This window comes from Niveispirillum sp. KHB5.9, assembly GCF_048066115.1.
GTDB lineage: Bacteria > Pseudomonadota > Alphaproteobacteria > Azospirillales > Azospirillaceae > Niveispirillum.
In genome coordinates this window covers 342,124-362,511 of the sequence record NZ_JBLTYX010000001.1, presented here as the reverse complement: position 1 = coordinate 362,511, position 20,388 = coordinate 342,124, and the positions used below count along the sequence as shown (strand labels likewise).

At 66.2% G+C, this 20,388-nt stretch carries 17 protein-coding genes and 1 pseudogene; 14 read left to right on the top strand and 4 right to left on the bottom strand.

Translation table 11 applies throughout. The annotated features are described in order from the left end of the window. Positions 1–9: 9 nt before the first annotated feature. The 3 genes and pseudogenes from ACM9HJ_RS01535 to ACM9HJ_RS01525 all read left to right on the top strand — a co-directional run bounded on the left by ACM9HJ_RS01535 (position 10) and on the right by ACM9HJ_RS01525 (position 2,868). Positions 10–642 (top strand): glutathione S-transferase family protein, encoded by a 633-nt coding sequence (locus tag ACM9HJ_RS01535; protein WP_416569905.1) that lies wholly within the window; start codon positions 10–12, stop codon positions 640–642. Between the two features lie 60 nt (positions 643–702). Further along, positions 703–1,855 (top strand): annotated as a pseudogene (locus ACM9HJ_RS01530) (hypothetical protein). Beyond that, positions 1,804–2,868, top strand: a complete 1,065-nt coding sequence (locus tag ACM9HJ_RS01525; protein ID WP_416569904.1) for a hypothetical protein — start codon at positions 1,804–1,806, stop codon at positions 2,866–2,868. The pseudogene ACM9HJ_RS01530 and the gene ACM9HJ_RS01525 overlap by 52 nt, the downstream one beginning before the upstream one ends. Positions 2,869–2,871: 3 nt before the next feature. Here the strand turns inward: ACM9HJ_RS01525 and ACM9HJ_RS01520 are convergent, their stop codons facing one another. From ACM9HJ_RS01520 to ACM9HJ_RS01510, 3 genes are all read right to left on the bottom strand, one after another. Next, positions 2,872–4,149, bottom strand: coding sequence for a spinster family MFS transporter (locus tag ACM9HJ_RS01520; RefSeq protein ID WP_416569903.1), 1,278 nt, complete (start codon positions 4,147–4,149; stop codon positions 2,872–2,874). A gap of 108 nt (positions 4,150–4,257) precedes the next feature. After that, positions 4,258–6,471 carry a TonB-dependent receptor gene (locus ACM9HJ_RS01515; RefSeq protein WP_416569902.1) on the bottom strand — a complete coding sequence of 738 codons (2,214 nt, stop codon included), beginning with the start codon at positions 6,469–6,471 and terminating at the stop codon, positions 4,258–4,260. Positions 6,472–6,488: 17 nt separating this feature from the next. Continuing rightward, complete coding sequence (locus tag ACM9HJ_RS01510; RefSeq protein ID WP_416569901.1) at positions 6,489–7,373, bottom strand: alpha/beta fold hydrolase; 885 nt, start codon at positions 7,371–7,373, stop codon at positions 6,489–6,491. Positions 7,374–7,570: 197 nt separating this feature from the next. Here ACM9HJ_RS01510 and ACM9HJ_RS01505 point away from each other — a divergent pair, with 197 nt between their 5' ends. Genes ACM9HJ_RS01505 through ACM9HJ_RS01490 form a run of 4 tightly spaced genes read left to right on the top strand, consistent with a single transcriptional unit; the run spans position 7,571 to position 10,431 of the window. Then, entirely contained in the window at positions 7,571–8,212 is a 642-nt protein-coding gene (locus ACM9HJ_RS01505) for a TetR/AcrR family transcriptional regulator (protein WP_416569900.1), read from the top strand. After that, positions 8,209–9,693, top strand: a complete 1,485-nt coding sequence (locus ACM9HJ_RS01500; RefSeq protein ID WP_416569899.1) for an AMP-binding protein — start codon at positions 8,209–8,211, stop codon at positions 9,691–9,693. The genes ACM9HJ_RS01505 and ACM9HJ_RS01500 overlap by 4 nt, the downstream gene beginning before the upstream one ends. Positions 9,694–9,700: 7 nt before the next feature. Beyond that, positions 9,701–10,063, top strand: a complete 363-nt coding sequence (locus tag ACM9HJ_RS01495; protein WP_416569898.1) for a MaoC/PaaZ C-terminal domain-containing protein — start codon at positions 9,701–9,703, stop codon at positions 10,061–10,063. Continuing rightward, positions 10,060–10,431, top strand: a complete 372-nt coding sequence (locus ACM9HJ_RS01490) for a hypothetical protein (RefSeq protein ID WP_416569897.1) — start codon at positions 10,060–10,062, stop codon at positions 10,429–10,431. Before ACM9HJ_RS01495 ends, ACM9HJ_RS01490 begins: the two co-directional genes overlap by 4 nt. 24 nt (positions 10,432–10,455) lie before the next feature. Here the strand turns inward: ACM9HJ_RS01490 and ACM9HJ_RS01485 are convergent, their stop codons facing one another. Then, positions 10,456–12,132 carry a methyl-accepting chemotaxis protein gene (locus ACM9HJ_RS01485; protein ID WP_416569896.1) on the bottom strand — a complete coding sequence of 559 codons (1,677 nt, stop codon included), beginning with the start codon at positions 12,130–12,132 and terminating at the stop codon, positions 10,456–10,458. Between the two features lie 661 nt (positions 12,133–12,793). Here ACM9HJ_RS01485 and ACM9HJ_RS01480 point away from each other — a divergent pair. The 7 genes from ACM9HJ_RS01480 (at position 12,794) to ACM9HJ_RS01450 (ending at position 20,382) form a co-directional block, all read left to right on the top strand. Continuing rightward, positions 12,794–14,059: a hypothetical protein gene (locus ACM9HJ_RS01480; protein WP_416569895.1), complete on the top strand. Its 1,266-nt coding sequence runs from the start codon at positions 12,794–12,796 to the stop codon at positions 14,057–14,059. 80 nt (positions 14,060–14,139) lie between these two features. Further along, on the top strand, positions 14,140–15,183 hold the full coding sequence (locus ACM9HJ_RS01475; RefSeq protein ID WP_416569894.1) for an alpha/beta hydrolase: 1,044 nt from the start codon (positions 14,140–14,142) through the stop codon (positions 15,181–15,183). Positions 15,184–15,311: 128 nt separating this feature from the next. Beyond that, on the top strand, positions 15,312–16,547 hold the full coding sequence (gene kynU / locus ACM9HJ_RS01470) for a kynureninase (RefSeq protein ID WP_416569893.1): 1,236 nt from the start codon (positions 15,312–15,314) through the stop codon (positions 16,545–16,547). A 146-nt stretch (positions 16,548–16,693) separates the two neighbouring features. Continuing rightward, entirely contained in the window at positions 16,694–17,515 is an 822-nt protein-coding gene (locus ACM9HJ_RS01465; protein ID WP_416569892.1) for a hypothetical protein, read from the top strand. An 88-nt stretch (positions 17,516–17,603) separates the two neighbouring features. Then, positions 17,604–18,602 carry an MBL fold metallo-hydrolase gene (locus tag ACM9HJ_RS01460; protein WP_416569891.1) on the top strand — a complete coding sequence of 333 codons (999 nt, stop codon included), beginning with the start codon at positions 17,604–17,606 and terminating at the stop codon, positions 18,600–18,602. Positions 18,603–18,662: 60 nt separating this feature from the next. After that, a complete protein-coding gene (locus ACM9HJ_RS01455) occupies positions 18,663–19,937 on the top strand; it encodes a class I SAM-dependent methyltransferase (protein ID WP_416569890.1) in 1,275 nt (424 codons plus the stop codon). A 196-nt stretch (positions 19,938–20,133) separates the two neighbouring features. After that, positions 20,134–20,382, top strand: a complete 249-nt coding sequence (locus tag ACM9HJ_RS01450) for a DUF1272 domain-containing protein (protein WP_416569889.1) — start codon at positions 20,134–20,136, stop codon at positions 20,380–20,382. The last annotated feature ends 6 nt before the right edge of the window (positions 20,383–20,388 follow it).

Genomic DNA, 20,388 nt, shown 5'->3' with positions numbered 1-20,388 from the left:
AGGATCGAAATGACTGAAGCGCTGCGTATCCTGGGCAAGGCATCCTCCATCAATGTCCGCAAGGTCCTGTGGACCTGCCGGGAGGTGGGGCGGGATTTCGTGCGCGAGGATTGGGGCAGCGGCTTCCAGCCGGTCGATAATGACGAGTTCCGACGGATCAACCCCAATGCCCAGGTGCCGGTCATTGTGGTGCCCGGCGGGTACCTGTGGGAAAGCAACAGCATCTGCCGCTATTTGGCGGCGGATGCCGGCCGCGTCGACCTGCTGCCCGCCGACCCGCTGGCGCGGGCAAAGGTGGAGATGTGGATGGACTGGCAGGCCACGGAACTGAACCCGGCCTGGCGCTATGCCTTCATGTCACTGGTCCGCAAGAGCGAGCGGTTCGGCGATCCGGCCCAGGTGGCGGCCAGCATCACCCAATGGAACCACCTGACCGCCATACTGGATGCGCAACTGGCGCGCACCGGGGCCTATGTGGCGGGGGCGGATTTTACCCTGGCCGATATCGTGCTGGGCCTGTCGGTCAATCGCTGGAAGATGACACCCATGGAACGCCCGCATTTACCGGCGCTGGAAGGCTGGTGGGACCGGTTGCTGGACCGGCCCGGCTTCCAGGAGTTCGGGGCCAACGGCATTCCCTGAACCGTAAAGCATTGACGCTGACGGATCGCCCACCCCATTATATCATATAAATACCATAATATGGGGCGGGAGGATTTGGCGACGATCGACCGGCTGGGCAGGCTGCTGGCCGCCATCGGGCTGCGTGCGCGGGCAGGCGATTTACCGGACCTGTCGCGGCGGTCCCATCTGATGGCGAGCGTATCGGCGGCGGGCTTCCTGGCCTTGGGTCCAATCACCACCGCCCTGGCGCGCGAACCCGTCACCGTGCGGCTGGACGGCAAGGCCGGTGGCCCGCGCTTCGACGGGATCGGCGTGGTCAATGGCGGCGGCGCCACCTCCGTCCTGCTGAAGGATTATCCCGAACCCCAACGCAGCCAGATCCTGGACCTGCTGTACAAGCCGAAATTCGGCGCCTCGGTCAGTGCCTTGCTGGTGGAAATCCCCGGCGACGGCAATTCCACCCAGGGCTCCATGCCCAGCCACATGCACACCCCCGACGATCTCAACCATCAGCGGGGCTATATCTGGTGGGTGCTGAGAGAGGCCAAGCGCCGCAATCCCAAGCTGACACTGGATGGGGCGGCCTGGAGCGCGCCGGGCTGGATCGGCGACCAGGGTGGGCATTTCGACAAGATCGGTTCCCATGGCGACCAGAAATTCTTCTCGCAGGACGCGGTCGATTATTATGTGAAATGGCTGGAGGGCTTGCGCCGCGTCCATGGGCTGGAACTGGATGTCATCGGTGCGCGCAACGAGAAAGGTGTCAGCTACGGACAAGCTGGATTTCGTGCCCGACATGCTGAAGGACAATGACCTGCGGCATGCCATCGACATTATCGGCGCCCATACCTTCTATGAGGGCAGCCCGGTGACGCCGGAGGTGCGGCGCATGGCGGCGGAGATGGGCAAGCCGATCTGGAACACCGAGGACCATGTCTATCTAAAGGGTTTCGACTGCACGATCAGCATCGTGCGCTGCTTCAACCACAACTACATCCGCCACGGCGCCACCAAGGTGGTCAACTGGCACGACATTGCCGGGTCTATCCGAGCGAACCCTATCCGGAGGACCCGGCCGCCATCCTGGCCTGGGAACCGTGGAGCGGCCATTACCGGGTACGCGAGGCGCTGTGGGGCTATGCCCATTACGGCCAGTTCAGCGAGGCCGGCTGGACCTATTTGGATGGCGGCAGCGGGGAACTGGCCGGCGGCGGGTCCTATGTCACGCTGAAATCCGGCGGGGATGATTACAGCATCATCATCGAAACCCGCGATGCCACGGCACCGCAGGAAATGCGCTTCACCATCGGCGGCGGCCTTTCACCCAAGCCGCTCTGCGTCTGGCGCAGCGATGCGCGCGAACAGTTCGTGCGGCAGCCCGACATCAGGGGGCGCAACGGGGCGGTCACCATCCTGCTGGAACCGGGTTCGATCTATTCCCTGTCCACGACGCGGGGGCAGCAGAAAGGCGGCTTTACCGATATTCCCGCCTCCAAACCCTATCCCTTTCCCTATCGCGAGACGTTCGACGCCTATCCGCCGCCGGCCGATCATGGCTATCTGCCGCGCTATACGGCCGATATCGCCGGTTCCTTCCAACTGGCGGCACGGCCGGACGGGGCCGGCACCTGCCTGCGCCAGGTGGTGCCGGTGCCCACCATCTCCTGGGCGCCGGATTGGCAGCCCTATACGATCCTGGGCGATGCCGCCTGGGGGGATTACGAGGCTGGAGCGGATGTCTGGCTGAACCCGGGCGACCGGGCCGGGATCATGGGCCGCATCAACCATGTCGGCACCGGCTATGGTTTCATTCCCAAGGGCTATTACCTGGAACTGGCCGATGACGGCGCCTGCGGGCTGATCGCCATCCGCGGCAAGCGCAATCCCAAGGCGCTGGTCGGCGATGCGGAGCAGCAGCGGCTGATCAAGGCCGGCACCTTCGATGCGGAAGGCGGGGAACTGGTGCTGGGCGCCACCCGCCTGACCGGAATCGCCGCCGGTCGCTGGCACAAGCTGAGCCTGCGCATGCAGGGCACGACCATCACCGGCCTGGTCGATGGCAAGCCGGTGCTGACAGCAGAAAACGCGCTTTATGCCAAGGGCATGGCGGGGTTGCTGGCCGGGCAGGACCCAGGGCGGATCAGCACGCCCTGGTTTCACGATATCGTTGTCGCGGGGCTGGACGCCCCCTTACCGGAACCAACCGCCGCACCCGCCGCGTGGATGCCGATCTACGGGACCTGACTCTCAATCCCGGTGCCAATCCCTGGCCAGACGCTTGGACGCCAGAAAGAACAGCAGGGCCGCCAGGGCGTAGAAGCCCAGGCAATAGAGGATGGAGTAGCGCAGGCTCTCCTGACCATATTCGGCGCGCAGCATGTCGGACAGTAGGCCCAGGAACCAGAGGCCGAAACCGATGCCCAGCAGGTTGTTGACGAACAGGAAGATGGCCGAGGCCGTGGCCCGCATATTGGCCGGCACCAGATGCTGCACGGCCGACAAGGTGGGCCCCAGCCACATCAGGGCCAGCGCCGTGGGCACGATGAACAGCAGGAAGGCCATGGTCAGGTCCGAAACGGTCACGCCCAGGGCATAGAGGGGCACGGTGATGATGAAGGCCAGGGCCGGCACGCGGGCATAATTGGCCTTGTCCCTGGCCCCGAACTTGTCACCCAGCGACCCGCCCAGCCAGACGCCGACAATGCCACCGGCGAGCACGATGCCGCCATAGAACAGCGACCGGTCGATCAGGCTGAGCCCATGGCTGCGCTCCAGGAAGGAGGGCAGCCAGAAGGCCAGCCCATAGCCCATGATGGAGGAACAGGACGCACCCAGCGCCAGCATCCAGAAGCTGGGCTTGGTCACCAAGAGGGACAGCACCGCCGACAGGCTGGCGGCCGGTGCCTTTTTCGCCACCCCGTCCAGGCCGCCGCGCACGGGTTCCTTCACCGTCAGCTTCAACAGCGGCGCCAGGGCCAGCCCGCCCAGACCGCAGATAACGAAGGCCCAGCGCCAGCCGATCTGGTGCGCGATCAGCCCGCCGAACAGCACGCCCAGCGCCATGCCGATGGGAATGCCGAAACTATAGACGGCGAGCGCACGCGCCCGCTGCTGGGGCGGGAAATAATCGGCGATCAGGGAATAGGCCGGGGCCACACCGCCCGCTTCACCCACCCCCACGCCCAGCCGGCAGAGGAACAGCTGCCAGAAGCCCGTGGCCGCCCCGCAGAGTGCCGTGAAGCCCGACCAGATGGCTAGCGAGACGGTGATGATCCAGGTGCGGTTGAACCGGTCGGCCAGCATGGCGATGGGCACGCCCAGGGCCGTATAGAACAGGGCGAAGGCGATGCCGCCCATCAGGCCCAGCTGGGTATCGGTCAGGTTCAGCTCCGCCTTGATGGAGGAGGCGAGGATGCCCAGGATCTGCCGGTCGATGAAATTGAAGATATAGACCAGGATCAGGATGATCAGCACATAGGTGCGATAGGCGTTGCCGGAACGGCTTTCACTCGCTGGGCTGGTCATCGCGGTCCCTTATATCGGGTTCAGGAAAGAAGGGCCGCGCCCATAGGGTGGGCGCGGCGCCAGTTGCGGGAGATAGTCACATGAAACGGGTCTGTGGGCGAGTGACCCTTAGAACCGGTATTCCACCGTCGCCGTCACGGTGCGCGGCGGGCCGTAATAGCCAATGATGCTGTCGCCGAACAAAGCGCCGGGGAAGTTGTAGCCGCCGACGCGGTACTTCTTGTTGCCCAGGTTCTTGCCATGCACGCCCACCGACCAATTGTCGCTGGCCGCGGTCCACACCGCCGACAGGTCGTAGAGCGTGTAGGAACGCTGATCCAGGGCGGCGTTGGGGAATTCGAACAACGAGAAGGAGCTGCGATAGGCGGCGGAGCCGGTGAAGGTCAGGGTGCCGCCATCGCCCAGATCATGGGCATAGGACAGGCCCAGATTGCCGGTCCAGCGCGGCGTGTTCTGGAACACCGCCTGGTTGGCGATATTGTCATAGACGCGGGTAGTGAGATTGTAGCGCAGGAACTGCTTGAACTCCGCATCGATATAGCCGACGGCGAAATTGGCGGTCAGCTCATCGGTGATGGCCAGCATGCCCTCGGCTTCCAGGCCCTTGATGGTGGAGGAGCCGACATTGTCCACGAAGCTGACGACGGTGGTGCCCGACGGTACCTGGGTCGTCACCTGCTGGCCCTTATAGTCGGAATAGAAGGCAGCCAGGTTCAGGGTGGCGCGGCCATCCCAGAAGCGGGACTTGGACCCGACCTCATAGGTATCGACCAGTTCCGGATCATAGCCGTTGGCCGTGTCCGGGGTGGAGATCACGTCGCCGCGCATGTCGAACCCGCCGGACTTGAAGCCGCGGCCGTAAGAGGCATAGAGCGTGAAGTCGCGGTCGGGCTCGTAGGTCAGGCTGACACGGGGCGTGAACTCGTCGAAGGTGCGCTTGTTGGTGTAGTTGGAGCGGATCAGGGTCGGGTTGCGCGGCGTCCCGCCGAACAGCGGGCTGGTCAGCCCGGCATAGTTCACGCGGTAGACGGTGCCTTCCTTCTTGTCCGAGGTATAGCGTGCACCCACCGACGCCTTGAACTGGTCCGTCAGCTCATAGGTGAAGTCGGCGAAGGCGGCGTAGCTCTTGGTATCCACCGAACCGGAGGTCAGGGTGGTCAGGTTGGCCAGCGCCAGGATGGTGTCGAACGCGCCCTCGGCATGGGCATCCATGTAATAGAGGCCGGCAACACCCTTCAGCCGCTCGCCCTCATAGACCAGCTGCAATTCCTGGCTCAGCTGGTCGTCCTCATAGTACGCAGGGATGTCCAGGATCTTGGCGGGCAGATTGTCGAAATCGATGACCGTGTCGGACCGGCCGTCGCGATAGGCGGTGATGGATTTCAGCATCACGTCGTCGCTGACATTGTATTCCGCCGTCAGGCTGGCGCCCTGGTTCTTCACCTTCTGCTTGCCCGTCAGGCCGGCATTGGTGTCATAAACATCGCCCAGCACCGGTACGGTCGGGGTGGCGACCAGGCGGTAACCGTGGCGGGGATTGCTGTCATCGATGGTCTTGTCGGCGGCCACACGGACGAACAGGTCTTCGTTGGGCTTGAATTCCACCGACAGGCGGCCGGCCGATACGTCCTTGTCGTAATGTTCCTGGCCCGTCGTCAGGTTCTTGCCATAGCCGTCGCGGCGGTATAGGGCCACGGCACCCGAGACACCCACGGTCTCGGTGACCGGGGCGGAGCCCGACAGGATCAGGTCGGTCTGCTTGTAGGAGCCGACCTGCACCTTGGCCTTCATGTGCGGCTCGTCATCGATGCGCTTGGTCACGTATTTGACCGCACCGCCGATGGTATTGCGGCCATAGAGCGTGCCCTGCGGCCCGCGCAGCACCTCGATCCGCTCGATATCGAAGATGTCCAGCACGGCACCCTGCGGGCGGGCGACATAGACATCATCGACATAGAGGCCCACACCCGGCTCGAAGCCCCAGAGCGGGTCCTGCTGGCCCACGCCGCGGATGAAGGCGATCAGGGTGGAGTTGGAACCGCGCGCCACCTGCATGGTCAGGTTCGGCGTAGTCTTGGTCAGGGCCGTGATATCGGGCGTGCCAACCAGTTCCAGCTGCTCGGCCGTGAAGGCGGAGATGGAGACGGGCACATCCTGAAGGTTTTCGGCGCGGCGGCGCGCCGTCACGACGATCTCGCCCAGCATGGGCTCCGATGCGGTTTCCTGGGCCGGGGCCTGCGCCATGGCGGGCAGGGCCGCCAGGCTGGTCAGCGCCGTGCCGGCGCAGAGAATGGCGGTTGCGGACTTCACCAACGACTTCATGGTTCTCCCTTTCATTTTCATTGCGCGCCGGCGGGTTGTTCCCGTCCGGCGGGGGTTGCTGAAACGCCGCAGCCCGGCGGGGGCAGGGTGGCGGCGAACTGGGTCAGGGTACGGTTGAAACTTTCCGGCCGTTCCAGGTGCGGGGCATGGCCCGACCCGTCGAAACCGACGGTGACGGCGCGCGGCAGCAGGGCCGCCAGGGCCTGGGCCGTCGCCGCGGAATAGAGGCGCGAGCGGTTGCCATGGGCGACCAGCACGGGCAGGGACAAGGGCGCCAGATCGGCGCGGAAATCCTGGGCGATCAGCGAGGACCAGAGCCGGGCCATGGCGGGGGCGTCACTGGCCGCCACCTCCGCTTCCGCCCAGTGGCGCAAGGTGGCATGTTCAGCCTCACCCCCTTCGGCGAAGATGCGGCCGGCCACGCGCGGCGCCACGGCGGGCCAGTTCGCCACCATCGCGGCCAGGCTCTGGCGGGCCGACTTGGCCGCCGAACTGCCGCGCAGGCCCAATTCCCAGCCCTCGCCATTGATCACGCGCGGTGCCATGTCGATCACCGCCATTCCGGCGGTGCGTGCGGTCAATCCATCCAGCAGTGCGCGCCACAGCACCATGGCCCCCATCGACCAGCCCACGACCAGCATGTCGCGCAGGTCCAGATGGTCGGCCAGTTCCGCCACGTCGCGGGCCAGAAGGTCGATGGACAGGTCCGCATCGGCACCGCGCGACCGTCCATGGCCGCGCAGGTCGATGGCGACGACCCGGAACGCCCTGGCAAGGTCTTCCAGCTGCGGGCGGAAGAAGCCGGCATGCGTGGCCCAGCCATGGACCAGCAGCAGCGGCCGGCCCGCGCCGGCATCGTCAAAGGCGATTCTCGCCTGATCGCTGGTGACCAGATACGGCATGTGCCGGCACATCCCCTCGGGCTAAAGCTTCCATCCCACGCCGGTGTTGTTTATCCCCGCCCTGGACCGATTGCCTCGGTCGTGGAAGGCTGGGGGTTGATGGGGATCGTTATCGATCTCCCGTCCGGCTTCGTGCCCATGCTTGCGGCAAATCGAAACCTGAGTCAATATTCAAGTTGTAGCCAGGGAGGATTATGATGGGCAGCGAAGAGACGGCAACGTCCAAGGCCCCGCGCACCGAGAGGGGCAAGCGGACGCTACGCAAGCTGCTGGACGCGGCGGCGGCGGAATTCGGGGAACGCGGCTATCACGAGGCGTCGATCAGCGGCATCACGCAGCGCGCCGGGGCCGCACTGGGCACCTTCTATACCTACTTCGACAGCAAGGAGCAGGTGTTCCGGGCGCTCGTCGATGATATGGGCCACCTGACCCGCCAGCACATCGCCGAACGGGTGCCGGGCAATGTCGACCGGCTGACGGCGGAACGGCTGGGGCTGGAGGCCTTCATCGAATTCGTGCGCGAACACAAGGACCTGTACCGCATCGTCATGGAGGCGCAGTTCGTCGCCGAGGATGCCTATCACCGGTACTACGAGGTGTTCGCCAGCGCCTATACCCGCAACCTGGCGCTGGCGGCGGAAAAGGGCGAAATCCGGCCGGGGCATGAGGAGGAACGCGCCTGGGCCCTGATCGGGATGAGTGTCTTCCTGGGCATGCGCTATGCCGTGTGGAACACCGACAAGTCGGCCAAGGAGGTCGCGGCAGCGGCGGCCGAACTGATCACCTTCGGTCTGGCGCCGCTGGCCCCCGGTGGGGGCAGAAGTGGGGGTGGATCATGATCCCCTGCATCTTCGACATCACCGCCAAGCGCGCCCAGCTGGCCGGCGGCGACATCGCCATGGAGGAGGTGGGCACCGGCCGCACCGTCACCTATGCCGGCCTGGATGAGCGTGCCGACCGCGCCGCCGCGCTGCTGGCCGATTGCGGGGTGGGGGAGGGGGACCGTGTCGCCATCCTCTGCCGCAACCGCATCGAATTTTTCGAGATCCTGTTCGCCTGCGCCAAGATCGGCGCCATCCTGGTGCCGCTGAACTGGCGCATGCCGGCGGCGGAAATCCGGCCGCTGCTGGCCGATTGCGCGCCGAAGCTGCTGTTCTGGGGGGCGGAAGATGCGGAGGTGGCAGCGCAACTGTCCGCCGACATTCCCCTGTCGCTAGCCTTGGACGGTGACTATGCGGCCCGACGCGACGACAGCCCGCGCCATGCCGGGCGCGGCACCTGGTCGGCCGCCGGCATCTGGTACCTGCTCTACACCTCCGGCACGACGGGCCAGCCCAAGGCGGTGATCTATACCTTCACCATGGCCATGGTGAATTTCATCAATATCTCCCAGCCCGTGGGCCTGACGGGGCGCGATACGACGCTGAATTTCCTGCCCCTGTTCCATACGGCCGGGATCAACCTGCACACGCTGCCCACCCTGATCGCCGGCGGGCGGGTGCTGATCATGCCGGGCTTCGATGTCGATGTGATGCTGGACCTGGTGGCGGCGGGCCGCGTCGATGCCATCTTCGGCGTGCCGGCCATCTATCAGAGCCTGTCGCTGCATCCGCGATTCGCCGAGGTCGACCTGACCCGCCTGCGCTCCTGGGGCTGCGGCGGGGCGCCCTTGTCCGACATGCTGGTCCAGCGCTTCCTGGAACGCGGCGTGCGCGTGTGCAACGGCATGGGCATGACGGAGACGGGGCCCACCGCCTTCATCATGGATCCCAACCGCGTGGCGGAGAAGGTGGGGTCGGTGGGCAAGCCGCAGATCCTGTGCGGCGTGCGCATCGTCGGGCCCGACGGGGAGGATGTGCAGCCGGGACAGGCGGGCGAACTGTGGTTCGGCGGGCCGGGGGTGACGCCCGGATACTGGAACCATCCGGAAGCCACGGCGGCGGCCTTCTCCCCCGACGGTTGGCTGCGGTCGGGCGACCTGGCCCGTGCCGACGAGGATGGCTATTACTATGTCGTCGGCCGGATCAAGGAGATGTTCATCTCCGGCGGGGAGAATGTCTATCCGGCGGAGGTGGAGAATGTCCTGACCCGCCACCCCGCCATCCTGGAGGCTGCCGTCATCGGGGTCGCCGATGCGACATGGGGGGAGGTGGGCCAGGCCCATATCCTGCCCCGCCCCGGCCACGCCCCGCCATCGCCCGACGACCTGACCCGTTTCTGCCGCGAAAGGCTGGCCGCCTTCAAGGTGCCCAAGCGCTTCATCATCGTGACGGATTTTCCGCGCACGGCAGCGGGCAAGGTGCAGAAGCATCGTTTGTGAGGTTCCATTGCCCGACAGCATCAGCATCGACCGCACCCTGACCCAGGCGGAATTCGACCTGTTCGCCCGCCTGTCCGGCGATGACAATCCCATCCATGTCGATCCCGCCTTCTCCGCCCGCACCCGCTTCGGCCGGACGGTGGCGCATGGGCTCTACCTCTGTTCCATCCTGCGCGGACTGGCGGGGCAGGTACGGCCAGGCGTGCCACAGCTGGCCCAGGATGTGCGCTTCCCGGCCCCCACCTACACGAACGAGCCCATGCACTTTTTCGTGGAAGCCACCGGCAATCATGTGGTGGTGAAGGCGGTACGCATCGCCGACGGCACCATCACCTGCGAGGGAACGTTCGAGATGGGAGGGGCGGCATGATCCGCGTCGGCGACGAAGCCACCCTCACCCGCACCTTCACCACGCGCGACGTGGAAGATTACCTGTCGCTGGGTGGCGCCCCGATGCCGGAGGGCCAGGTGCCCGAGCCGCTGGTCGGCGCCCTGTTCTCCTACCTGCTGGGGGTCAAGGTGCCGGGGCCGGGCACCAATTACCTGAAACAGCAGACGCGGTTCCTGGCGCCGGTACCGTTGGCCATGGATTTGACGGCCCGCGTCGCCGTTACCCGCATACGGCCGGACAAGCATCTGGTGGACCTGGAAACCACCTGTCACGGACCTGACGGTATGCTGCTGGCCGAGGGGCGGGCGCTGGTCTATGTGGAGGATGTGGCGGGCAAGGGCTGGTGAACAACCTGCACCCGCCAGCCCGCCTCAAGCCGTCCGCACACCCGACAGGAAATCTTGCACATGGCCGGTCAGCCGCTTGGCCTGGGTCGTCAGGCTGCCAGCGGCCCCCAGCACATGGTCGGACGCGTCCTGGGTGCGCCGCGCGATGTCCTGGACGCCGGCCACGGAACGGGCGATCTCCTGCGTGCCGGCCGATGCTTCCTGCACATTACGGCTGATCTCCGCCGTGGCGGCGGTCTGTTCCTCGATGGCCGCAGCGATGGTGGCCGTGGCCTCGTTGATGGCGGAGATGCTGTCGACAATGCCGCGGATGGCGCCGACCGTGCCGCTGGTGGCGGCCTGCATGCTCTTGATCTGAGCGGTGATATCCTCCGTCGCCTTGGCGGTCTGGCTGGCCAGGTTCTTCACCTCCGACGCCACCACCGCGAAGCCCTTACCGGCCTCTCCCGCGCGCGCCGCCTCGATCGTGGCGTTGAGCGCCAGCAGGTTGGTCTGGCTGGCGATCTCGTTGATCATACGCACCACATCGCCCACGGCCGCCGCCTTCTCCGCCAGGTCGGTGACGGTCATGTCGGCCTCGCTGGCCTTGCGGGTGGCATCCGACGCCATGGTGGCGGATCGCTGCACATGGTTGGAAATCTCGCCGATGGAAGCCGACAGTTCCTCGGTGGAGGCCGCCACCGTCTGCACATTGCTGGATGCCTCCTCCGTCGCGGCCGACACGGCCGAAGCCTCCTCCTTCGTCTGGGCGGCGATCAGGGACAGGCCGTTGGCGCTGGTCTGCATCTCCTCGGCGGAACGGGTGACCTCTCCCGTCACGGTGCCCGCCGCCGCCTCGAACTCCGCCGTCAGGGCGGCGATGCGACGGGACCTTGCCTCCCGCTCCGCCCGCTGGCGCTCCTGATCGGCTTCCAGCCGGCGGCGCTCCTGGGCATTGGCCTTGAACACCGCCATGGCATTGGCCATCGCCCCGATCTCGTCCCGGCGGTCGGCGCCGGGGACGTCGATATCGATATCGTTGGCGGCCAGCCGCTGCATGGCACCCGTCATGGCGACCAGCGGCCGCGTCGTGCGCACCACCACGGCCCAGACCGAGACACCGATAGCCAGCGCCCCGAACAGGGAGAACAGGATGGCGGCCGTAAACAGGATGGCGCCGATGCTTTCGGAATCCTCATATACCTGTTCCGTCACCTCCGTCTGCACCCCGACCAGGCGGCCCAGCGCATCGGTCAGCGGGTCGACATGGCTGTACAACTCGCCGGCCAGCAGGGGGCCGAGGGCCGCTGTGTCCCCCGCATCCATGGCCTTCAGCGCGGCCGCCACCGATGGATCGGCCGCCGCGCGCAGCCGCTTCACCTCCGCCGCGATCACCACCTCCGCCGGCACCAGTTGCGTTGCCTCATACGCGCTCCAGCGCTGGTTGGCGGTGGCCAGGGCGGCGCGGATGGTCTTGGCGGAAATGTCGGCGCCCTGCCGGCCGACATGGGCCTTCACCACCTGGTCGATGATGGTGACGGCATAGGCATCCGACACCATCTGCAGGTCACGCATCGGGATCACCCGATCCACATAGACGGTGTGGAGATTATCCGTCTGCTTCTGTGTGCCATAGAGCATCAGCCCGTTCGTGGCGGCGATGGCCACGGCCAGGGCCGTCAGGGTGGCGAGCAACGTCTGGCGCAGATCGAGCTTCAACATGGCGGCCTCCAAGGCAAGGGGGAACCCTGCGGCGGCGTTGTTCGCCGTCGTTTGGAATTATTCAAAAGAAGCGGAGTGCCCGAGGATTTGCTTGTTATTGCTTGGACGCGAATGGTGGAGAATTCCGGAGCTTAAATCAACCCCCGAACGAGGTCCTTCCATTTGGTAATGATGTAATGTGGACTAAAAATAATATTTCAGCTGGCGGTCCCTTCACCCCTTAGCTGCAAGGTGGGCATCTTCCGCAAAACAACAAAAAATAAATGTTCTATATTTTTGACAAAACCCCATTGACGACATGGGAAATTAAATCCAGTATCCACACCGATGGTGTTGAACCCATCCGCGGGCATTTGACCTGACAGCTTGCGCCGCGTCACCAAACGCTAAAGCGCCACGAGTCCTCGTGGTGTCCGGCTCTCTTCCAAGGAGACACCCCATGACGACCTGTTGCCTCTGATCCGATGGATCGCCGGCGGCGATGATTGCGCCGCCAGGCCCTGATCTTCCGACAAAGAAATGGCCGGGGGCCGGTCCCATCAGGGTGACCGGCGCGGGATTTCCATGCCCACCCGACGGAGATTGCGAAAGGGAGCACCTGTGCGCGGGCTCCCTGCTCTCCCCGGCTGCCAAAAGAACCATCCATGAAGGGAAGTCCCAGATGAATATCGTCCGCTCCAAGGTTGCCGCCCTGCTGACGGGTGCCGCCCTGGCCGCTTTCACCCTGCCCGCATCCGCCCAGTCCGCTTCCGAAGTGGACGCGCTGCGCGCCCAGGTGAAGGAACTGCTGACCCGTATCGAGAAGCTGGAAAAGGCCCCGGCCGCTCCCGTCGCGGGCGCCGCCGCCGGCGCGCCCAACAAGGCCGACGCGCCGCTGGTCGCCGCCGATGTGTTCAAGGCGCCGCAGGTGGCCCAGTCGGGCAACAACAAGGTCAAGCTGACCGTTTCCGGCCAGATCGGCCGCGCCGTGATTGTCGCCGATGACGGTTTCGACAGCGACGCCATCCATGGCGACAATGCCACGGCGTCCTCGCGCATCCGTCTGGCCGGCCAGGCCAAGCTGGACGACAATTGGACCGCCGGCACGGATATCGAGTTCGAAACCAGCTCCGCCTCCACCCGCAACACGGGCTTCGGCACGGACAGCGGCGCCTTCTCCATCAATGAGCGCAAGGTGGAATTCTGGGTCCAGCACAAGAGCTTCGGCCGTCTGTGGGTGGGCCAGGGCGACACGGCGACCAACCAGACGTCGGAGGTAGATCTGTCCGGCACCTCCACCCTGATCAGCCATTCCGATATCGGCGCCACCTTCGGCGGCATCGCGTTCCGTAACAAGGCGACGCGGGCGGCCGGCGTGACGGTCAACAACGCCTTCAACAATTTCGACGGCCTGCACCGCGAGGATCGCGTGCGCTATGACACGCCGACCTTCGGCGGCGGCTTCGTCGGTTCGGCCAGCTTCACCGAGGGCGGGGCTACCGATGGTGCCATCCGATACAACAGCAAGATCGGCGATACCGAGATCGCGGCTGCCATTGCGTACGCCGACAATGACAGCCGCACCGGCTTCGACACCCAGACCAACGGGTCGGTGTCGGTGAAGTTCGCCAACGGCTTCAATGTCACGGCCGCCGCCGGCACCCGTGACCTGGGTCCGCGCAACAGCGATTTCTGGTACGGCAAGCTGGGCTATATCGCCAAGCTGACCAGCGTCGGCAACAGCGCCTTCGTGGTGGATTATTTCACCCAGGAGGATTTCGCCGCCGTCGGTGCCGATGCCAAGGCCTGGTCCGTGGGCTATGTGCAGACGGTCGATGCCTTCGCATCCGACTTCTATGTCAGCTTCCGCAACCACAGCTACGACACGCCCGCCGCCGACTTCAAGGATGTGTATGGCGTGATCACCGGCGCCCGCGTGCGCTTCTGATCCGCCTGGAGATGGCGGGCGGCTCCCCCGATCACCGCCCGCCATCTCCGCCCCTTCACCATCCCAACCGGAGAACGACCATGACCGGCACCGTGCTGCCCATCGCCCCCGTCCCGCATCGCGCGGCGCCGTTGTGCGTCGTGCCGGAGAAGCCCGCCTTCAAGGTCGGCTCCGACCTGTCGCCGGAGGTGGCGGATGTCGTCCGCATCATCGCCGGCAGCGCCGATGGCGGTGGCGACCTGACCGAGACCCGCCGTATCTTCACCCAGGTGCGCCGCGCCATGGGGCCGGAGGCACCGGAGATCGCATCCGTGCGGGAAGAGACGATCATCGGCCCCGGCGGGCCGCTGCGCCTGCGCCTCTACCGCCCGTCCTTCGGCTTCCGCCCCCTGCCGGCGCTGCTGTTCTTCCATGGCGGTGGCTGGACCGTGGGTGACCTGGACAGCCATGACACGCTGTGCCGGCAACTGGCCGTGGCCACGGGCCATGCCATCGTTGCCGTCGATTACCGGCTGGCGCCCGAACATCCCTGGCCTGCCGCCATCGAGGATGGCTGGGCGGCCCTGCGCTGGCTGTCGGCCTATGCCCAACTGCTGGCCATCGATCCGCTGGCCATCGGCGTGGCGGGCGACAGTGCCGGCGGCAATATCGCCGCCGTCCTGGCCCTGAAGGCACGCGATGCCGGCGGCCCGGTGCTGAAGACCCAGGTGCTGATCTACCCCGCCGTGGATCTGTCGGCAGGATTGCCCAGCCATTTCACCCGCGCCGACGGCTATCTGCTGACCCGCCAGGCCTATGTCGCCTATGTCCGCAATTATCTGGCCGGGCAGGAGGTGGAAGGCAACTGGCAGGTCTCCCCCTTGCGTGCCGAGCGGCTGGACGGCCTGCCGCCCACGGTGATCATCACCGCCGGGTTCGATCCGCTGCTGGATGAGGGGCGCGCCTATGCCGGGCGGCTGGCGGCGGCCGGCGTGCCGGTGCTGCACCGGCTGTACCCGGACATGGTGCATGGCTTCATCACCATGGGCGGCCGCCTGCCCACCGCCAATCGCGCCATCGCCGATATCGGCCGGGCGCTGGCCTCCTACGACATCTACGCCTTCAGCGATGGTGGCGGGATTTAGCAATCTCCGTGCGCGATCGCGGGTTCGACCAGCATAAACCGTCTTTGTTCAGCACACGCCCGCTCGGCCCTTGACGGCCAAGCGGGCGTTGGCATGTTCGGGGTTCCGACCATCGACGGGGACCCAGAATGCCGACGCGCGCCGAGATCGAAGCCATGGACCGCAACGACCCGCTGGCCCCGTTCCGCGATGAATTCACCCTGCCGCCGGGCGTGATCTATCTGAACGGCAATTCGCTGGGCCCGATGCCGACCAAAGCCGCCACACGCGCGACGGAGGCGGCGGCCCAGGAATGGGGCGAGGGCCTGATCCGGTCCTGGAACAGTGCCGGCTGGTATACCGCGCCCCGTCGCCTGGGTGACCGTCTGGCCGGGCTGCTGGGGGCCGACACGGGCGAGATGGTGGTGACCGACGCCACCGGCCTGAACCAGTTCAAGGCCGTGGCCGCCGCCTGTGCCCTGCGTCCGGACCGGCGTGTCATCGTCATGGAAGGCAGCAATTTCCCCACCAACAATTACATGGTGCAGGGGCTGACCGCGTTCCTGGGCCAGGGGCATGAGATCCGCTTCGTGGAAAAGGACGCCATCGCGGATGCCATCCGCGACGATGTCGCCGTCGTCGCCCTGACCCATGTGCATTACAAGACCGCCCATATCCTGGATATGGATGCCATCACCACCAAGGCACATGCGGTCGGTGCCCTGACCGTCTGGGACCTGTGCCACTCCGCCGGGGCCATCCCGGTGGACCTGAACGCGGCCAAGGCCGATTTCGCCGTTGGTTGCACCTATAAGTACCTGAATGGCGGGCCGGGCAGCCCCGCCTTCATCTTCGCAGCCCGGCGCCACCATGATGCGATGCGCCAGCCCTTGTCGGGCTGGTGGAGCCATGCCGCACCCTTCGCCTTCGACCGGGATTTCCAGCCGGCCGAGGGCATTGCCCGCATGATGACCGGTACCCAGCCCATCCTGTCCTTGCAGGTGGCCGAAGCCGGCATCGACATCGCGGCGCGCGCCGACAAGCACCTGGCCCGCGCCAAGTCGCGCGCCATGGGCGACCTGTTCATCGCCTTGCTGGAGGAACGCTGCGCCGGCCACGGCTTCCGCCTGGACAGCCCACGCGACGGCAATGAACGCGGCGGCCATGTCGCCCTGGCCCATGCGCAAGGCTATCCGATCATGAAGGCCCTGATCGAGGCCGGGGTGATCGGTGATTTCCGGGCACCGGACACGCTGCGCTTCGGCTTTTCCCCGCTCTACCTGACCTATGGGCAGGTGGCGGATGCGGTGGACATCCTGGCCGGGATCATGGAACGCGGCATCTGGCGGGAGGATCGGTTCCAGTCGCGCGATGCGGTGACTTGATCGGTTACCGGGACCGGAAGCCGATCCGGCGTTTGAGGGCGCCTGAAATGATAACACCCTTTACGTGCATCGCATGATTGCCCAATCTACCTTTTGCCGTTATCAGTTATAAAATCACTGTTCAACGCCAAACGGGGGAGGGAACGATGTCGCGTGTCTGGCTGTGGCGATCTGTCGTGACGGGGGCGATCTTGGTGCTGCCGGTGGCCGGTGCCCTGGCCCAGGTCGAGCCGGCGGCGGTTCCCACCCCGACCACCGGTGTCGGGTCGGTCATGGCGCCCGACATGTACACTGCGTCGGTGCAGGCGCTGACCAAGCTGGCGGTCATCGCCATCGTCCTGGAACAGGCCCTGGCCCTGATCTTCGACTGGAAGCTGTTCCGCGAGACCTTCGACAACAAGGCGGTGAAGCCGCTGGTCAGCCTGTTGTTCGCCGCCGCCATCGTGCATGAATTCAGTCTGGACGTGGTGGCCACCCTGATCACCGCCTATGGTGGCGACCAGACCAGCATCGGTTTCGTGTCCAAGCTGGTGACAGCCCTGGTCCTGGCCGGCGGCAGCACCGGTATCAACAATATCCTGCGCAAGCTGGGTGTGCGCACCGGCCCCGACACGCCGGACGAACCGGTGGTGGCCCCCACCCAGGCCTTCGTCGCCATCGTGCCCGTGCCGAAGGCCAAGGACAATCTCAGCAGCGTCACCGTGGTCGGCGTCGACAGCACCGGCACCGCCCATTCACTGGGCACCGTTGCCGGCAACAGTGTCGGTCGCGATCCCAAGGGGCTGGGCGCCTGGTTCCTGCAGGAAAAGGGCCGTTTTCCCAGGACGGGCGGTTTCGCGTTGGCGCCCGGCCACTGGTCCATCCGCCTGGACGCCGTGGACAATGCCGGCAATGCCAGCAGCAGTGCCGTATGGGGCCCGTACCAGTTGGATGCCGGCACCCGGATCGACCTGACACTGAAAGTGTAGGGCCGGTCCGTTTTCCGTCCGTTTGGGGGCTTGGCAAAGGGGCATTGGACCGGTTCCAATGCCCCCGCTTCATTTTGGGGGGACGATCATGGACAAGTGCGGCTGCGACCGGCGGGGGTTCCTGGGCCATGCCATCGGCTGTGGCGCCTGGGTGGCGCTGGCGCTGACGGCGGGCGGCGCCACCGCGCGCAAATCCCAGGCCCGCACCCTGTCCGATCCGGTCGTCACCACGCCCTTCGCCCGGATCGAGAAGCTGGCCGAGGGTGTGTGGGCCGTGGTCAGCACACCCTTCCTGCCCGATGGCGGACGCGGCGACCGCACGACCCTGTCCAATGGCGGCATCATCGCCGGACGTGACGCAGTGCTGGTAGTGGAAGGGTTCAACACCCCGGCCGGCGCCGCCTGGCTGTCCGATCAGGCACTGGCCCTGACCGGCCGCCGGCCCACCCATGTCGTGGCCACCCATTACCACCTGGACCATGTCGGCGGTCTGGCCGGGTTCCGCCAGGGGGCGACCGGTCCGGAACTGCTGATGACCGCGCGCACGGGCAGCCTGTCGGCCGAACGCAACGGCCTGGCCAAGCCCGCCGAAGGCAGCCCCTTCGCCAAGGCCCCGCCCGTGCTGCTGCCCACCATGGTGGTGCCAGAAGGCGAGGCCACGCTGGACCTGGGCGATCGCAAGGTCCGGCTGGTGGCCCGTACCGGCCATACGGACAGTGACATCAGCGTGGAGGTGGACGATCCGCGCATCATCTTCGGCGGCGACCTGCTGTGGAACGGCATCTTCCCCAACTATGTCGATGCCGACCCGCTGAAACTGTCGACCGCCGTGAAGGCGCTGCTGGCCGAACCATCGGCCCTGACCGTGCCCGGCCATGGCCCGCTGGCCAGCTCCAGGGAACTCTCATCCTATCAGGGCGTGCTGGACGCGGTGGAGGCGGCGGCGCGGCGCGCCCATGCGGCCGGCCTGCCCCTGGAACAGGCCGCAACGTCCTTCACCCTGCCGGCAAGCCTGGGCGCCTGGACCCTGTTCAACCCCGTCTTCTATACCAACGCCTTCCGGGCCTGGTACCGCGTGCTGGGGTGACGGGCAGGGCGGGGGCGTGGTAGGCAGGCGGGAGAACCCCAACCGCCGGACGCAGCCCCCATGCCCACCCCGCCCGACATTTTGGCACAGGCGGCCGACCAGCTGGCCGCCGGCCGCTACCGCGTCGTGCGCCGGCTGCTGACCCAGCCCGGCCCGCCCGACGATGCGGCGGGGCTGGGCCTGCTGGGCCGGGCGCTGGTCGGACTGAACGTGCATGCGCAGGCGCATCGGCACCTGACCCGTGCCATTGAACTGGCGCCTGGCGACAGGGTCCTGCGCTTCGCCCTGGCTAGGGCGTTGAACGGGTTGGGCCAGATGCATGCGGCCGTGCCCATCCTGGCCGACCTGCATACGGCCGATCCCGCCGATCTTGTGGTGACGGAGGCGCTGGCCAATGCCCTGCGCCGTGACGCCAGCTACGAGGCCGCCGTGGCCCTGGTCACGGCGGTGGAATCTACCATGGGCCACCTGCCGCCCGCTATCCGCTATCAGCGCGCCCTGTCGCTGCATTATCTGGGTGACGCCGCCGGCGCGCTGGCCGATTTCGATAGGGTGCTGGCCGATGATCCCGGCCATGCCGCCGGGTGGTTCGCCAGCCATGCCTGCGTGATCGGGACACAGGGGCTGGAAGCGGCACGGGAAAGGCTGCACCATGCCGCCGCCGTCCCCGGCGCCAACCGCAAATATGCCGGATATCTGGCCGCCTATGACGTGCTGACCGGCGGTGAAGCGACGGGGGAAGGGGCGATCCTGGATGGTGCCCGCGTCCTGGTCTCGCATCTGGCTCCCGATTTCCGCATCTTCGGCCTGTCGGCCGACCTGTTGCGCTTCGCACTGGAAGCGGCGGAGCAGCCGGGTCTGGTGCTTGAATTCGGCGTAAGGCGCGGCACCTCACTGCGCCATATCGCGGCGGCGGCCGGCCAGCATGCACACGGGTTCGACAGTTTCGAAGGGCTGCCGGAAGGCTGGGGTAACGAGCTGGCCGGCACTTTCGACCTCGGCAGTGCGGAGTTGCCCGCCATGCCCGCCAATGTCAGCCTGCACAAGGGCTGGTTCGACGACGTGCTGCCGGGTTTCCTGGCGGATCATCCCGGCCCCGTCCGCTTCGCCAATATCGATTGCGACATCTACAGTTCCACCGTCACCGTGCTGGCCGCCCTGGAGCCGCGTCTGGTACCGGGAAGCGTGCTGGTCTTCGACGAATTCATCGGCAACCGCACCTGGGCGGACCACGAGTTCAAGGCCTGGACCGAATTCGCCGCCCGCACCGGCACCCGCTTCAGCCATATCGCGGTCAGCCCCTTCACGGGACAGGTGGCATTGCGGCTTGAATAGCTTGGCCGAAAAGGTCCGCTACCGGTCCGGACCCCGCCTTGCGCAAGGGATTAACCCGGCGTCTTATGCCAGCATCATGGGGTTTTGACTCATGATGCTGGAGGCTGGCGACCGCCGGCCCGCGACAGCGTGGTCGCGTAAGCCAAGCCCGCGGATGCGGGCACCCGGCGCCTGAGGGAACAACAAGGAGAATGCGATGCTGGAGATGCGGCCGGGATGCGAATGCTGCGACAGGGATTTGCCGGCGGATGAGGAGGGGGCCTTCATCTGCTCCTTCGAATGTACCTGGTGCCGGGACTGCGCCGACCACGTGCTGAAGGGTGTCTGCCCCAATTGCGGCGGCACTCTGTCGCCGCGCCCCACCCGGGCGCGGGCCAAATGGGCCAATTCCCCGCCCGGCACGCGCCGGGTATTCAAACCGGAAGGCTGTTCAGCGGGCTTTTAACGCCGC

What these genes read in the sequence shown, in the direction of transcription:
- ACM9HJ_RS01505 (WP_416569900.1), top strand. Translation starts at nt 7,571, where the DNA reads ATGGGCAGCGAAGAGACGGCAACGTCCAAGGCCCCGCGCACCGAGAGG.
- ACM9HJ_RS01490 (WP_416569897.1), top strand. Translation starts at nt 10,060, where the DNA reads ATGATCCGCGTCGGCGACGAAGCCACCCTCACCCGCACCTTCACCACG.
- ACM9HJ_RS01455 (WP_416569890.1), top strand. Translation starts at nt 18,663, where the DNA reads ATGCCCACCCCGCCCGACATTTTGGCACAGGCGGCCGACCAGCTGGCC.
- ACM9HJ_RS01450 (WP_416569889.1), top strand. Translation starts at nt 20,134, where the DNA reads ATGCTGGAGATGCGGCCGGGATGCGAATGCTGCGACAGGGATTTGCCG.
- ACM9HJ_RS01480 (WP_416569895.1), top strand. Translation starts at nt 12,794, where the DNA reads ATGAATATCGTCCGCTCCAAGGTTGCCGCCCTGCTGACGGGTGCCGCC.
- ACM9HJ_RS01510 (WP_416569901.1), bottom strand. Translation starts at nt 7,373, where the DNA reads ATGCCGTATCTGGTCACCAGCGATCAGGCGAGAATCGCCTTTGACGAT.
- ACM9HJ_RS01485 (WP_416569896.1), bottom strand. Translation starts at nt 12,132, where the DNA reads ATGTTGAAGCTCGATCTGCGCCAGACGTTGCTCGCCACCCTGACGGCC.
- ACM9HJ_RS01535 (WP_416569905.1), top strand. Translation starts at nt 10, where the DNA reads ATGACTGAAGCGCTGCGTATCCTGGGCAAGGCATCCTCCATCAATGTC.
- ACM9HJ_RS01475 (WP_416569894.1), top strand. Translation starts at nt 14,140, where the DNA reads ATGACCGGCACCGTGCTGCCCATCGCCCCCGTCCCGCATCGCGCGGCG.
- ACM9HJ_RS01515 (WP_416569902.1), bottom strand. Translation starts at nt 6,471, where the DNA reads ATGAAGTCGTTGGTGAAGTCCGCAACCGCCATTCTCTGCGCCGGCACG.
- ACM9HJ_RS01465 (WP_416569892.1), top strand. Translation starts at nt 16,694, where the DNA reads ATGTCGCGTGTCTGGCTGTGGCGATCTGTCGTGACGGGGGCGATCTTG.
- kynU (WP_416569893.1), top strand. Translation starts at nt 15,312, where the DNA reads ATGCCGACGCGCGCCGAGATCGAAGCCATGGACCGCAACGACCCGCTG.
- ACM9HJ_RS01460 (WP_416569891.1), top strand. Translation starts at nt 17,604, where the DNA reads ATGGACAAGTGCGGCTGCGACCGGCGGGGGTTCCTGGGCCATGCCATC.
- ACM9HJ_RS01520 (WP_416569903.1), bottom strand. Translation starts at nt 4,149, where the DNA reads ATGACCAGCCCAGCGAGTGAAAGCCGTTCCGGCAACGCCTATCGCACC.
- ACM9HJ_RS01500 (WP_416569899.1), top strand. Translation starts at nt 8,209, where the DNA reads ATGATCCCCTGCATCTTCGACATCACCGCCAAGCGCGCCCAGCTGGCC.